The sequence below is a fragment of the Subtercola sp. PAMC28395 genome (assembly GCF_018889995.1).
Lineage (GTDB): Bacteria > Actinomycetota > Actinomycetes > Actinomycetales > Microbacteriaceae > Subtercola.
In genome coordinates, this window is sequence record NZ_CP076547.1 from 1,539,806 (window position 1) to 1,553,860 (window position 14,055).

The window sequence follows — 14,055 nt, forward strand, 5'->3', positions numbered from 1 at the left end:
TGAAGGCCGCCACCTTGCAGCCGACGCGATGGCACTTCTTTTATTGGACGTTTATGTCCCACCCCGCAAAGAATGAACCGCATTCCAAAAGCAATTCGACGCGTTTCCCTGTTGCCTACTTTACGAGCACAGGTGGAGCATGCCCTGAAACTGATCGGTTGACTGCTTTAAAGCGCTACCGGCCCTAACTGCGTTCAATTGCTTGGCGCAAACGGAGTGGATCACGACGATTCCTAGCTCGTTCGCATACGACTGCTCGGTCGGCTTCTTCCGCACAACACCCGACGACACACCACGCTCCGACCCTGTCATCACCCCATTGAAGCTGAGTAATGATTAATAGCCACGGATGTACTCCAACAGCGGAACGGCGACTGCTGCACTCCGAGCCCCCCCGGGGTGGCGAAATTACCCACTAACATCACATCATGGAGGGGAAATCGAGGCTGACGCGACGCGTGCTCTTCTTTGGCGCAGTAGCGACGCTCTTTGTGGTGCTTGCATACATTATTTGGGCTATCTCTTCAACATCTGCTGTATTCCAGAAGTCATCAGGCAACAAGACAACCGGTAGTCTCGTCGTGCTAGCGCTGCCTCAACAGTCAGGAGCCGCATGGGGCTGGGTCTACAGTGATGGGTCGTTGGACCCCGAACATACCGACACAGTCGTTCTCCGTTTCGCCGTTTCGACCACTATTCCCTCCACAGGCACCGAAAGCTCTGCAGCCTTCGTTCTATCTGGACCGATAGCAAGAAATGTGGGAACTTGTTATGGGGACGGTCTGACCTGGTCTGAAAAGCTCAGTTCGTATTCCGCTCTAACAGACTTTCAGAAAGCAAGTGTGCTTGATTCCCTCCAATTCTCCTCGACCACTGGGCTGACAGACGATAGTGAGGACGGCCGAATAATGAGTGAGTCTGATGCGCGAAATCAGGCCGAAGGACGTTCTTATTCTGTTTTGGTTCCGACGGTGTACTTGCCCGATCAACGCACGTTTGTTGGCACCAGTGCCGTTGATGCGACCCAGTCAGTGAATCGAACCCTCAACTCTTTTGAGACTCAGTTCACTTGCAGTATCAAGCCGGAGGCGTTCTGGTCGTCACAAGGGGATCAGCAGATCTTCACCTTTCCTTCGTTGTTTACCGAAACCGGATTCAGTGGTGGGGACTCGTCGCTCTACATCGACCGCAAGATAGTACTGAAGTATGACAGAGCAGATCCCTTACAGTTCTCGAGCCAGAAGCCCGACTACGGATCGACTGGCCTGACAACGTTTGAAGGGTCATGGGAAGCGTGGAACACGCAGCCATCTGCACCGCACGACAGGATGTCCCTCAACCAGTTCCAGGCCACCTACCAAAAAGCCGACGCTCAAAATCAGCGTGATCTCCAACTCCTTTTCCTCGGTCTAGCGTTCGCGACATGCGCAACTTTGCTGATCGCTATCCTCAAGCATTTAGCCGACTGGACGAGCGATCGTGTCGTTTCTTGGTGGCCGCAAGCCCGCAAAGGCAAAGACGGCTGATGAAACCTTGGGTGCGCCTTATTGGTGCGGCGATCCTGATCGCGATAATCTGCCTTGCGTTTGTTGCTCCGGGCCTTGCCGCGCTTTCAGTTCCGCCAAGCTCAACCCAGCTGAGCTCAGAATTTGTAGCGTTTGCCCAAAACGATCCCGCCACCGCGCTCGCTACAACGACCAAAATGCTCAATGTCGATCCGGCCGCGACGGATCTACCTCGTATATTTTTCGGAATGAGCTATGGTCACGCGTCTCAGAAAGACGTCGCACTTCAGACGCCCGATCTACAGACGAGAAGCCTACATTCTCAGCCAATAGACCAAACCGGCTTGACCAAAGATCCAGCGGGAGTGTCGGTAGTTCTAAGCGGAGCGATCGCGGAGTCGCTTCAATCGTGTGACGACCTATCGGTGCGGGTCACCCGAAATCTGTCATACGAAGATCTGAGCACCGCTGAACAGCGTGGAGCAGTCGTGTCTTTGACGAGCATCTCAAACACTGCGGGTAGCCCGAGCGAAAGCCAGCCTGCTCCCAATCTTCAGGCGGATCAGCTCACTCAAACGCCGGCTGACCAGGCGAGTGCGCTCAAATACACCGTGCTTCAGCCGAGCGTGTTCAAGGCTTATCGGTGGAGCTGGAACCTAACGAAAGATAGTGGGGATCGATATTACGACGGATACTTCGCTTCATTCACCTGCACGTTTGCAAAGGTCGGGCTCTGGCAGCCGGGAGCCGGTTTCAACGCTTTCGACTATCCAATGCAAACGGCTGTCAGTCCAGGCGACGGTACCAGTGCATCAGTAGTTAGTGATTGGCGGTCGGTAGAAAGTGTTGACCCAGTCTTGGACCGACTAACTCAGGCGCAAGGAGATGCCGTAACTCAAGCATCTGGCAATCTGCAGTACAGTTCAAGTCTTCAGTCCTGGGACGTCCAGCGCCCAGAGGTTTCAACTCAACCTTTAGCTCTTCAATATGTTGATAGTGCGGGACAGGCAACACGAGAGTTGCAGATATTTGTCGGCGGCATCGCGATTACGGTCGCCGGAGCCTTGGGGATCTCGTTCTTCAAGACCCTGGCGGTTGAGATTACTGAACTGTACGAGAAGCGTAAGTCCCGGTTGAGCAAATTGAATGACTCTAAAGCGGACTGAGCAGCGACAAACCTTGACGCCCGCTTTCAGAGCGCAATGTCTTCAGCTTCTCTATATGGGAGTCAATGCGCGAGACTAGAAATTTGCAACGATTCGAACGGAGGAAGCTTTGAAAGCGATGGTGGCGGCTCGACAAGTTGCAGACGCTATTTCGATCGGAGATGTTTCCTCCAGCCAACACTGCCTTGCAGCATTCTCCAATGAACTCCGCGCGGTTGGCCCCGATTTCGATTTCATCGATGAAGTAACGCGTGACGAGCCCGAGTTTACCGGCGACGATTTGTTCGATGCGGGGCTTGCGCCTACTCCGAGATCTATCGGCAACTTGTCGGACTGCCAATCCTGGATTGGATGCTCATGCCAGCCCGGTACGTGGAAATACCGGATTCGGTCGTCATCACTATCGAAGGTGTACCCATCCTTCATCCGACGCTGATTGAACACGGTGTCATCCTCGATTTAGTTGGCGACGGGCTTCGTCTCGGAGCTTGAGCCTTTCGCTGCAGCCCACCCGTTCGGCTGCAGGTCCTGTCCAAGTTGATGAGCGGCCGCTCGATAGCGCAGAACTTCATCCCAAGGCATCGCTCTGATGTGGCCGTCGATCACCCCGATGCCCCTGTCCTCGATCGCTCCGTTGTATGAACGCCTCAGCCGGGTCGTGCCCTCGAAGATAGGAAGGCGGGCGCTTGGTCCTTGTCAGCGACGGTTGAAATGTAGGCCAGGATCGACGGTCGAAAACTAGGCCACCCGAGGAACGATTGATTGGGTGATCACAGTGGAAGATTGGGCGTTGATTCGTCGCCTTCATAAGGGTGAGGGGCTGTCGCAGCGAGAGATCGCTAAACGGCTCGGGCTGGCCAGGGACACGGTCGCGAAAGCGATTAGTACTGATGGGCCACCGAAGTACGTCCGGCCGCCGAGGCCGTCGGAGGTGCGCGATCTCGAGCCGGCGATCAGGGAATTGCTGAAGGCGTATCCGCGGATGCCTGCGACGGTGATCGCGGAGCGGTTGGGTTGGCAGGGCTCGATCACCTGGTTTCGTCAGAATGTGGCCCGGCTCCGCCCGGAGTACGCACCCGCTGACCCGGCTGACCGGCTCAGCTACCGGCCGGGTGATCAGGCGCAATGTGATCTGTGGTTCCCGCCGGTGAAGATCCCGCTCGGTCACGGTCAAACAGGGTCACCGCCGGTACTTGTGATCGTGCCCTCGAATTCACGGTTCATCACCGCGATGATGCTGCCCACCCGCACGACACCCGATCTGCTCGCTGGGATGTGGGAGCTGCTGCAGGGTCAGCTCGGGGCCGTGCCGCATCGGCTGATTTGGGATAACGAGGCCGGGATCGGCCGGCGGAACTCGTTCGCCGAAGGTGTTGCCTCGTTCACCGGTACCCTCGCGACCCGGATCGTGCAGCTGAAACCGTTCGACCCGGAATCCAAGGGCATCGTTGAACGAGCGAACCAATACTTAGAAACCTCGTTCCTACCTGGCCGTACGTTCACCTCACCCGCCGATTTCAACGACCAGCTGGTCGTGTGGTTGCGGCGGGCCAATAACCGGCAGGTTCGCCGCCTCGCCGCGAAACCTTCCGAGCTGATCGGCGTGGACCGTGCTGCGATGGTGCCGCTGCCGCCGATCGCGCCGAACGTTGGCTTCAGCTCGAAGGTCAGGCTGCCGAGGGATTACTACGTCACCGTGCTCGGTAACGACTATTCCGTCGACCCTGCTGGTATCGGCCGGATGGTTGACGTGCGCGCGAACTTGCGTACCGTGACCGTCACCCTCGACGGGAAGTTGCTCGCGCAGCACGACCGGGTATGGGCCAGGGGTCAGTCGATCGCCGACCCAACCCATGTTGGCTCAGCCAAGACGTTACGGACTTTGTTTCAAACCCGAACTCCTGCGGTACCGGAACGGTATGACCGTGACCTCGCCGACTACGACCAGGCGTTCGGGGTCAGCTTCGACCCGGCCGGTGAGGTCGCCTGATGAGCAACGAGACCGTCAGCCAAATCGAGTACTACGCCCGAGCATTGAAAGCGCCACGCATTCGGGAGGCCGCGGCCCGGCTCGCCATACAAGCCCGTGACGCCTCCTGGACGCACGAGGAGTACCTCGCCGCGGTGCTCTCTCGTGAAGTATCTGCCCGCGAAGCGTCCGGCGCCGAGCTCCGGATTCGCGCTGCGGGGTTTCCGGGACGTAAATCGATCGAGGACTTCGCGTTCGATCACCAACCCGCTCTGAAGCGCGACACCATCGCGCACCTCGGCACCAACAGCTGGCTCGCCGACGCCCAGAACGTCGTCCTCCTCGGCCCGCCCGGTACCGGGAAAACGCACCTCGCGATCGGCCTGGGCATCAAAGCGTCACACGCCGGCTACCGGGTGCTGTTCGCCACTGCGACGGACTGGATCACAAGACTGCAAACCGCGCACACACTCGGGCGGCTCCCGCAAGAACTCGGCAAACTCCGCCGGTACGGACTGATCATCGTCGACGAGGTCGGCTACATCCCGTTCGACAAAGACGCCGCGAACCTGTTCTTCCAACTCGTGTCATCCCGCTACGAACACGCCTCTCTGATCCTCACCAGCAACCTGCCCTTCGCTGGCTGGGGCGACACCTTCGGCGACCACGTCGTCGCCGCGGCAATGATCGACCGGATCGTGCACCACGCCGAAGTCATCACCCTCAAAGGCGCCAGTTACCGGCTGAAAGACACCGGCATCAAAACCCTCCCATCCACCAGACCCGAGAACACGGCAGAATAACAACACACACGTGGCCGACTTTTACACCGTCGAAAATGGCCCACTCTTAGACCGTCGCTGACAGTCCTCGCCCTCCGAAAATGCCTGCGATCCGGCGTCCATAAAAGGAAGTCATTCAGCATGCACTGAAGGCGGACTGGGCGCCCGTGGCAGATGCTCCTCGCGATCGCTGCGTCCACGTCTGCCGCGAATTGGGCGACGGGCTCTCTTTTGCTGTTTTCTGGCCCGTCGGGGAAGAAGACTTCCGGCATCTCGGCGCACGCCAAAGGCGCGTCTAACGGCATAGGGGCTCCCTGTAACTCGACTCGGAGAATCCAGTAGATGAACAGTTCCATTGATTCGCCTCGGAGTTCAACAGCCGAGAGCCCCCGGTCAAACGGTGCGAGATGTTCTGGCATCGTTCGCTCCTCAATGAGTATCTCGGCCATGACGTCTGCCCAGATGCCGTACTCGGCTTCCGCGAACTTCTCGACCTCTTTGCGATGACGCCTTGCGATTTGAATTGTCATGATTGGTTTTCCCGTCCAATGATGTGTACAGATAATTGGCTTACACCGCGAAGGCTCAGCCCTCGCGGTGTTTCAGACTCGTGAGTGCTTCAACGGCTCACTTCGACGTGTGCTTCTTGTCGCTGCCCACTAGCCGCTCAATCAGCCAGTAGCTCTAGAGCTGAGTCACGGAGAAGATCGGCAGCACCGGTCCCGGCCAGAAGAGAAGATTCACGAAGAGTCGTTCTGGTTGCCTCGGCATGGGAGCAAATACGACGCCGGCATGGATTACGAGATCGGGTAGTAGGGCGCGGGGCGTGTTGAGCGCGAGCACCATGTTGCGGCTGAGCTCCCACATGCCGTCTTTGAGGAGCGGCACAAGATCTCGCCGCGGGTAGATCGGACGTGGCCACCACGGGATCGAACAGTAGAAAGCACTACGCCAGTACTTGATATCCAAAATGACGAGGCGATCGCCGTTGAGTAGAAACAGATCGACGTCCCCCGCGAACCCTGGAATGGATAGCGAGGTGAACACTTCATATCTGTCACCAAAGCGCCTGCGGATGCGATCGACATAGATTCGTTCGCCCACGCTGCCTTGCTCACCCTTCGCTCCGAATCGGTCGAGGTGCTCGCGGGGATCGGTCATATCGCCAACACCTCGGCCCCGGCAGTCGTCTTGGAATCGATTGACACCGCAAGTGACGTTGCGCTACGTATGAGCTGATCTTCGAAATCCTTGGTCGGGAAGGTGCCCATCATCAAGCAGGGGATGTCAACCAAATCGCCAAGGCAAATGCTGACCCCGGCCCTAAGCAACTCATGGGTGTTGAGAGTTTCGGAATCGGACGAGCCGCTCAGTATGGTTGCCATTGCGGTGGTCAGCGAGATCGCCGAGTCGAGGCACGGCTCCGTTCTCGGCGGAAAGCTGTGTTGCTCGAATTGGTCATTGAGTTCACATCGGCGATTCATTAATTGGCGCCTGATCAGGTATTACGTGGACCAGCTAGCGCGAGTGTACGACTAGAAATCTCTGCCTGATGAAGCTCTGAAGAATCGTGTGTGCGTCTAGACGACTGCTAGGTGCCGCGTATATTCGACGTTGCTTTCCTGCTGCTGGAGTAACAGAGCAAACGTTCCGTCTGCTTCTCCGTACATGATGAAACGCGCCGCGTCCGAAGCAAACTTGGGACTATGGCGCCGATTCTCGATCCGCTTACGCAGCATCTGTTCGCCGTATTGGAAGAACACTTGACCCGGATTCTCGCCCGCGATGTAACTGCGGAACTTCGGTACCCAGCTCATAAGCGTCTCTGTTGCGTCTTCGAATTCGGTCTCACTTCAGTCGACACGAGCGGGTGCGGGAATTCGAAGTTCGCCGTACCTCCTGGTGGTCGGGTTGTAGATCAGATCTGCCAGGACCGCGTTCGCCGCATGCTTGTGTCGTCGCGCCGCGGCGAACTTGTCTCTCTGCTGAGCAGCTACCGCCGAGCGTTTTGAGTTCGTGCTCTCAGCCGCATCGTGAGGAGAGATGAGACAACCGGTCGCTTTATCGCGCCTTGCGTGGCGCTCATCGACGGTTAGGTGGTCGAGTACCTGAACGAGTGATTGCACGGGCACACCCATCTCTCGAAGTTCATCCGTAGCGCGCACGACTTCGCTCCAAAGCTGCCTACGACACTTGATCTCCACCGCGAGTGAAATGTCAAACACGTTCGCCGAGATCTGCGCCGACTCCACAATGGCATTCGCAACATGGCTGCTCGTGAATAGCGCACTCTTCCACCAGATCGGATGTGTCACGCTTTGGACGAACAGGCCCAGCGAGTCTCAGCTGCTCACACCTGCATTTTCATCGGCCCTTATGTTATCTCCCTTGGATGAGTCTCCATAAAACTGTTCGACACTCCAGGAGAACCGCTCAACGGAACCGATGCGACTATCCGCGGGTTTTGTCAGTCTGTACATGGAAGTCACGCCACCACAGCCCTGACGATTGTCCAGTCGGACGATGAGCGACTGGCTCTCGAGAAACCTGAGAGCATCGAGGACCGTGTTGTTTCGCCAGCCGAGCCTCGCAGCAATGTCAGCTTGAGAGATCATGCCGCTATCGCGACCTTCACCACGTTCGGTAAGGATCAAGCCGAGAGTGACGAGCGCTGCTCGCGCATAAGTATTCGTCCGAACGTTGAGGGACTTGCCTTGGGGAGAGTTTGGAAACGGCAAGAGGAGACCGGCGTAGATCCTCTTCACGATCCCGATGTTCGAGTCACGCACGCTCGCGCCCAGCTTTGAAGAGTGAATGCGATAGGCCTTCGCCTTGCCCTCGATCTCCCTCCGTTTCGTCACGCTGCCGAGAAGTATGTGCATGTCGCTATGGAACCGCTTCGGGTCTCCGTGGGTCGGACATTGCGACCCCACTCCGAATTCCTGCGGATTCATACCGACATCGCTCGTTGCGGTTCGCTCCGCGATGTGGCGCCCGATGAAGTTCCGGACCGAATTCGGATCCAATCCCAATCGGAACCCCTTGTGCCTCATCGAGAGTGCGGCCGGATATGACCTTGTTCCCTGAACCCTCGACCACACCGTCCAGAGTTCGGCACTCGAATCGAGGCCGGGTATTTCGGCGGTCGACGTCGACGGAACGGTCTTCCGGCCTGGACAGGCCTACTGGATTGCTGCGAGTGCGGATAGCTCGGCTCAGCATTATGTCGCGGTCGTCAAACTGGACTCTGGCCTCATTATGATTCGGAGCGACTCGGCACCAGCCGTCGACTGTAGTTCGGCACCAGGTGAACTGGAAGCCGAATCGATGGCAAGGTGTCTTCGATCCGTGACAGACGACTCTGAGCTTCGATCTTCGACCCCGCAATGGTTTCAGTTCTGATGAACTGTGCCGACTCAACTGTTCATCAGAAACATGACTTTATCGAGTGACGGTGACCGTTGTGGGGTCGGCGCCGGTCATTTTGAGCATGTGGTTTACGTAGGCAACTTGTCCGGGTGAACAGTGAACAATGACGCGGGAGTTGGCTTCGGCCGCTTTTTCAATCGCTTGAGACAGTGATCCACGATCAGACATGATCATGTTACCTATCACCTTAACGTGCACCGTCGCACACGAATCGAGTTCGAGCAGCTGGCTGTCGCTAAGCCGAATAGCCCCTCCGACCGTGACGACGCATGGATCCCCCTCGGCAACCCGCAGGCCCGTTACCATGAAGCCGGCACCCTCCGGGTTGCTGCGCGCGTTTACGGTGACATAGTGTGCATGGGATCCACGGATAATGTCGAGACTGAAGGCAGCTCCACCGGGTACGGTTGCTTGCTCGAGGTTGCTGATCGTAAAGTTATCGCCAATCACAGTCAATTCGAGCGAATTGGCATTGGCGGCGACACGAGCGCTAGTGGCTTGGCCGTGCATGAGGCCGTTTTGAATCAGTTCGATAAACCATACGGCCGCCGCATAAGAAGTCTCGTCTGACCAGATTTCGCCCGCGCCCGAATCTTGGAGAAAGTTGATGACAGTATCCCGGTCCTCCGATGTCAGCGTGTAGCGACCATGCTCGGTCTTGATCAACTCTGGCGCCCGCAGCTCGCAGACCATTGGGATGAGTTCGAAGCCTCGCTGCTCCGGAGTGCCAGCCAGAGCTATTTCCTGGCGATCGTCAGCTCGTTTCTTGTAGGACTCGAGGGTCTCCACCGTGAAGCGACCATCGTCCTTGTCCACTAACGCTGCATGGGTGCCGCACATCCATACGCCGTTCTTCGCTGACTCTCGATAGGCATCCGGGATACCGCGCTAGTAGTGCCCCTTAGAGTGGTGTAGCCCCGGTGGCTTGGCCCCGTCTTGGACGTGGGCGCGGTCACCGTGGTGTTCCTTCGAGAAGTCTCTAACCTCCACTCGAAAGGCATCATCACGATGACCGCTCCACATATTGTCGACCCTTATGGCCTGCTCCGCGAAGCCCTCGGCGACGCGTCTCCGGATCTGCTGCGCAGCCTGCTGCAAACCATGATCAATGCCCTCCTCTCCGCCGACGCCGATGCTGTGGTTGGTGCGGAATGGGGCAAACCCTCGCCCGACCGTACCGCGCAACGCAACGGGTACCGGCACCGCGACCTCGATACCCGTGTTGGCACGATCGATGTCGCTGTTCCGAAGCTCCGTTCGGGCACGTATTTCCCGGAATGGCTGCTCGAAAGACGCAAACGCGCCGAGGCGGCGATGATCACCGTGATCGCGGACTGCTACCTCGCCGGCGTCAGTACCCGCCGGATGGACAAACTCGTGAAAACCTTAGGGATTCACTCGTTGTCGAAGTCACAGGTGTCAAGGATGGCAGCCGACCTCGATGAACATGTCGCCCAGTTCCGGCACCGACCGCTCGGCGACGCGGGCCCGTTCACGTTCGTCGCCGCCGACGCGCTGACGATGAAGGTCCGTGAGGGTGGCCGGGTCATCAACGCCGTCGTTCTCGTCGCTACCGGTGTGAACGCTGACGGACGCCGCGAGGTCCTCGGCCTGCGAGTTGCGACGTCAGAGACCGGTGCGGCGTGGAACAGCTTCTTCGCCGACCTCACAGCCCGCGGCCTTACCGGCGTGCGGCTGGTGACCTCCGACGCGCACCAGGGCCTGGTCGAAGCGATCGCTGCGAACCTGCCAGGAGCTGCGTGGCAACGCTGCCGCACCCACTACGCAGCGAACCTGATGAGTGTGTGCCCGAAGAGCATCTGGCCGGCAGTGAAAGCGATGCTCCACAGCGTCTATGACCAGCCCGACGCGGACGCCGTGCACGCCCAATACGACAGGCTCTTGGACTACGTCGAAGAGAAACTCCCCGCAGCGTTTGAGCACCTTGATGCCGCCAGGGTTGACATCCTCGCGTTTACGACGTTCCCCGACGGGCTCTGGCAGCAGGTCTGGTCCAATAATCCGAACGAGCGCCTGAATCGGGAGATCCGGCGCCGTACCGACAGCGTCGGGATCTTCCCCAACCGCGACGCGATCACCCGACTCGTCGGAGCCGTCCTCGCCGAACAAACCGACGAATGGGCCGAAGGACGCCGCTACCTCGGCATCGACATCCTCACCAAAGCCCGCCTCACCCTCCTACCCAACACCAGAACCGAGGTGACCGAACCAGCACTCCAACTCAGCGCCTAACCAACCAAAACGAAGGAAAACCGGCTACACCACTACCCGGGGCTTGAGCACCGCGCTTGGCGATTTGGTCTGCTCGGGGGCCAGTCTCTTGACTCGACGCAGGATAGATGTGGCACGCATAGCCAGTGTTCACCGTGAGTCCGTCAGAACGCGGACCGCCAGTAGCGTTGGAGCATCCCGGATACGAGCACTTGTAACCGGCGCGTGTTGCAAGTTGCCGCTTCACGGGCATGGAAAAGTTCTGTCGTACCACAAGGCCAGACTAACTATTCGGCCACCACATTGTTACTAACGGACCGATCACGCTCGGTCAACTGCATTCGCCCATACCAGGCACTGCGGGGCTGTCCGTCCGAACCAACCCATCGAATGTGCACCGCCTTGTCGGTCCATTCGAACGCCTCGGCATCGACTCGAACGGTGGCTTCGTAGAAGCGAGTCCAAGCGCGAACTGGAATGACCGAGCTTGCCCTTTTGATTGGGTGGTTCTCCAGATCGAGCTCCTCAGGTGTCAGGCTAATTGGCATAGGCCGCGTGACGATGTGATCGATACGCTTGCCCATATCCCTGCTCACGGAATTTGCGTAACGCTTACTCGTTCCCATATCAGCTGAGCCTATTCGAAACAATGTTCGATAGAAATGTGAGTTTGCGTGGCAATGCCCATTGCTCCCCGAAGTGGCTTTCCGATTCCCGAGGTGTGGGATGAAGGCGGACTCAGTGCGGTCGGATTCCGCGGTTTCGTCCTGCTAGCGGACGCCAAACCTCATCTTTTGCCGACGAGCTCGGGGCTCTACGTGATTCTTCGGCGCGACAAATCCGAACGTTCGTTCTCGGTGAAAAGCCGCAAGAGGCTAGTGGCTTTCGCGCCCGCTGATTTGAAGGGAAGGTGGATACCGGGCTGCCCCGTTGTTTACATCGGAACGACGGTCGTTCGGTCAGGCATACGCGGCCGGCTCGGTGCCTTTAGACGCCAAGCGGTGAATCATTCCAGAGGCCGCGCGATTTGGCAACTAGCGGATGCGGACGACCTGGTCGCGGCTTGGGTCGAAACTCCCGAGCACGACGCGCGTCTGGTGGAGCACGAATATATATATATGCGTTCGAGGAGAACTACGGCCAGATGCCATTTGCGAATCGGAAGCACTGAGGGTGCAGCCTGACCTTCACGGCACTTCTTGGTTTTCCGTCGTATCGACCTCCGTGCTTTCTGTCCGAGCTCGGTTTCGGCGTCTGCGTATCAAGATCACCGCAGCAAGAAAGATTCCCGTGAAGATCGCCGCCCATATTTAGAAAGGGAGACTCAAGCCATCGTCGGTCTGCGCCTTAGCCTGGATTCACCGATGTTTTTGAGTGGTGAGCCGTTGACGGTTTCTGGGCAGTTCGGTGTTGCTGGGCGTGCTGGTGTTGCGTCCCTCGCTGGCCGCGGTGTTCCACTGGTTCGTTTCGTCGTTGCCTGGGGTGGCATGTTGGTCGGGTTCGTCAGCGTCGTGGTGGAGCCAGCGAATGCGTGACGAGCGTGGTCCATGCGGTTTCCCAGGGCCAGTTCTCGGGGAGATGCAGTCGAATGCGGCGCGCGGACGTCGCGATCCTCGCGGGGATGTTGATGAGTTTCTGGCGGATCGTCCCGGTCGTCGCGGACGCGAGAGCGGAGCCGGTGATGGTCGCGGCGGTGCGGGTGAGGTTGAACGCGATGACGGCGAGGACGAGCCAGGCGGCGTTGGCGGTGAAGACGCCTGAGGGCATGTGGGCGAGTGCGGAGTTCTTCAGGTCTGCGTTGACTTGCTCGATGATCGCGTGGCGGCGGTGGATCTGGTCGGCGGTGATCGTGTCGAGGGTGCTGGTGGTGAAGAACGCGTGGAAGCGGTGCGTGTCGAACAGGGTCGGCTGAGACAGCTTCTTCTTGTTCAGTTCAGGGATCCGCCGCACCACGAGGCGCCCGTGCACGTGGTCCTTCTTCGGTCTGGAGGCGAACGCAGTGAACGGGACCTCGGCGACTTCCGCGACAGAGGTCCAGGTGGCGGTGTCGGGGTCATAGATCGCGTTCGGATACTCGATCTTCGTCCAGGCATCATCCGGGATGGCGTGGATCGCGCGTTTCACCGCGGGATCCTGCCGGGCGGTGATCGACACGTTCGCGCCCGCGCGGAGCGCGGCGCTCACCGTCGCGTGTCCGTAGTAAGCGGAGTCCGCGCGCAGCAGCACCGGTGCAGCGTTCATCCCGGGGAGTCGGGTGACGGTCTTGAGCGCGTCGGCGACGATCCGGGCAGCGCCTCGTGGGGACCCGGCCGCACCCTTGCGGAGGCGCTGCCCGATGACCACGGGAGCGGTGGTGTCGGTCGATACGGTCGCGAGCAGCGCGTTGATGCCGCGGACACCGGAGTATCCGAACCCGGCGCCCTGCTTCTTCGGGCCGTGCACTTCGATGATCGTGTCATCGACATCAACGAACACCAGCCCGCCGTCGGCGGGCGGTGACACGATCGGAGCCTCAGCGGCGAGGTTGATCAGCAGCCGGGACGCGACGGCGTCGAGTTGGCGGACGTGCCCGAACGTAAACGATCGGAGGAACGACCCCAACGTCGAGGGGGCGTAGATCGATGTGAAGATCTTCCCCATCCCGCCGTGGCGCAGCACCGCCATGTCATCAATCGAATCCGCGCCGGCGACCATCCCGGCCACCAGCGAGGACACCTTCAACCCGGCATTCGCGCCCTTGTCTGTCGGGACGCTCAACCACTGGTCGGCGAGGTCACGGAGGCCTGCGTTCTCGGCGAGGCGCATGACCGGGAGTAAGCCGACGGACGACACGAGATTCGGGTCATCGAATGACCAGGCAGCGGACCGGGAGACGTGAGAAACTTGCACCTGCGAGATGCCTCTCTTTTCAGAGTAATAGGACCTTAGACAAGCTCTATTTTCCCTGATCAGACAGGCATTCTCCGTTTAAC

12 protein-coding genes are annotated in these 14,055 nt (G+C 58.8%); 5 read left to right on the forward strand and 7 right to left on the reverse strand.

All coding sequences use genetic code 11. The features are described from left to right. Positions 1-428: 428 nt before the first annotated feature. From KPL76_RS07110 to istB, 4 genes are all read left to right on the forward strand, one after another. A complete protein-coding gene (locus KPL76_RS07110) occupies positions 429-1,526 on the forward strand; it encodes a hypothetical protein (protein ID WP_216335748.1) in 1,098 nt (365 codons plus the stop codon). Next, the gene (locus tag KPL76_RS07115) at positions 1,424-2,671 is read left to right on the forward strand and encodes a hypothetical protein (RefSeq protein ID WP_216335749.1); all 1,248 of its coding nucleotides are present in this window, start codon (positions 1,424-1,426) and stop codon (positions 2,669-2,671) included. Before KPL76_RS07110 ends, KPL76_RS07115 begins: the two co-directional genes overlap by 103 nt. A gap of 766 nt (positions 2,672-3,437) precedes the next feature. Next, positions 3,438-4,661, forward strand: a complete 1,224-nt coding sequence (istA, locus tag KPL76_RS07120) for an IS21 family transposase (RefSeq protein WP_216333196.1) — start codon at positions 3,438-3,440, stop codon at positions 4,659-4,661. Then, the gene (istB, locus tag KPL76_RS07125; RefSeq protein WP_216333198.1) at positions 4,661-5,443 is read left to right on the forward strand and encodes an IS21-like element helper ATPase IstB; all 783 of its coding nucleotides are present in this window, start codon (positions 4,661-4,663) and stop codon (positions 5,441-5,443) included. The genes istA and istB overlap by 1 nt, the downstream gene beginning before the upstream one ends. Before the next feature lie 663 nt (positions 5,444-6,106). Here the strand turns inward: istB and KPL76_RS07130 are convergent. From KPL76_RS07130 to KPL76_RS07150, 5 genes are all read right to left on the reverse strand, one after another. Next, positions 6,107-6,583 carry a nuclease-related domain-containing protein gene (locus KPL76_RS07130; protein ID WP_216335750.1) on the reverse strand — a complete coding sequence of 159 codons (477 nt, stop codon included), beginning with the start codon at positions 6,581-6,583 and terminating at the stop codon, positions 6,107-6,109. A 419-nt stretch (positions 6,584-7,002) separates the two neighbouring features. Then, a complete protein-coding gene (locus tag KPL76_RS07135; RefSeq protein WP_216335751.1) occupies positions 7,003-7,239 on the reverse strand; it encodes a hypothetical protein in 237 nt (78 codons plus the stop codon). 36 nt (positions 7,240-7,275) lie between these two features. Continuing rightward, positions 7,276-7,737, reverse strand: coding sequence for a hypothetical protein (locus tag KPL76_RS07140; RefSeq protein ID WP_216335752.1), 462 nt, complete (start codon positions 7,735-7,737; stop codon positions 7,276-7,278). 27 nt (positions 7,738-7,764) lie between these two features. Next, positions 7,765-8,448 carry a hypothetical protein gene (locus KPL76_RS07145; protein WP_216335753.1) on the reverse strand — a complete coding sequence of 228 codons (684 nt, stop codon included), beginning with the start codon at positions 8,446-8,448 and terminating at the stop codon, positions 7,765-7,767. Positions 8,449-8,863: 415 nt separating this feature from the next. Continuing rightward, positions 8,864-9,667: a hypothetical protein gene (locus KPL76_RS07150; protein WP_216335754.1), complete on the reverse strand. Its 804-nt coding sequence runs from the start codon at positions 9,665-9,667 to the stop codon at positions 8,864-8,866. A 192-nt stretch (positions 9,668-9,859) separates the two neighbouring features. On the opposite strand from KPL76_RS07150, the gene KPL76_RS07155 reads away from it, so the two are divergent. Beyond that, complete coding sequence (locus KPL76_RS07155) at positions 9,860-11,104, forward strand: IS256 family transposase (protein ID WP_216335755.1); 1,245 nt, start codon at positions 9,860-9,862, stop codon at positions 11,102-11,104. A 266-nt stretch (positions 11,105-11,370) separates the two neighbouring features. On the opposite strand, the gene KPL76_RS07160 is transcribed toward KPL76_RS07155, so the two are convergent. Next, positions 11,371-11,679 (reverse strand): hypothetical protein, encoded by a 309-nt coding sequence (locus tag KPL76_RS07160; RefSeq protein ID WP_216335756.1) that lies wholly within the window; start codon positions 11,677-11,679, stop codon positions 11,371-11,373. Positions 11,680-12,586: 907 nt separating this feature from the next. Beyond that, a complete protein-coding gene (locus KPL76_RS07165; RefSeq protein ID WP_216333735.1) occupies positions 12,587-13,972 on the reverse strand; it encodes an IS1380 family transposase in 1,386 nt (461 codons plus the stop codon). Positions 13,973-14,055: the final 83 nt, after the last annotated feature.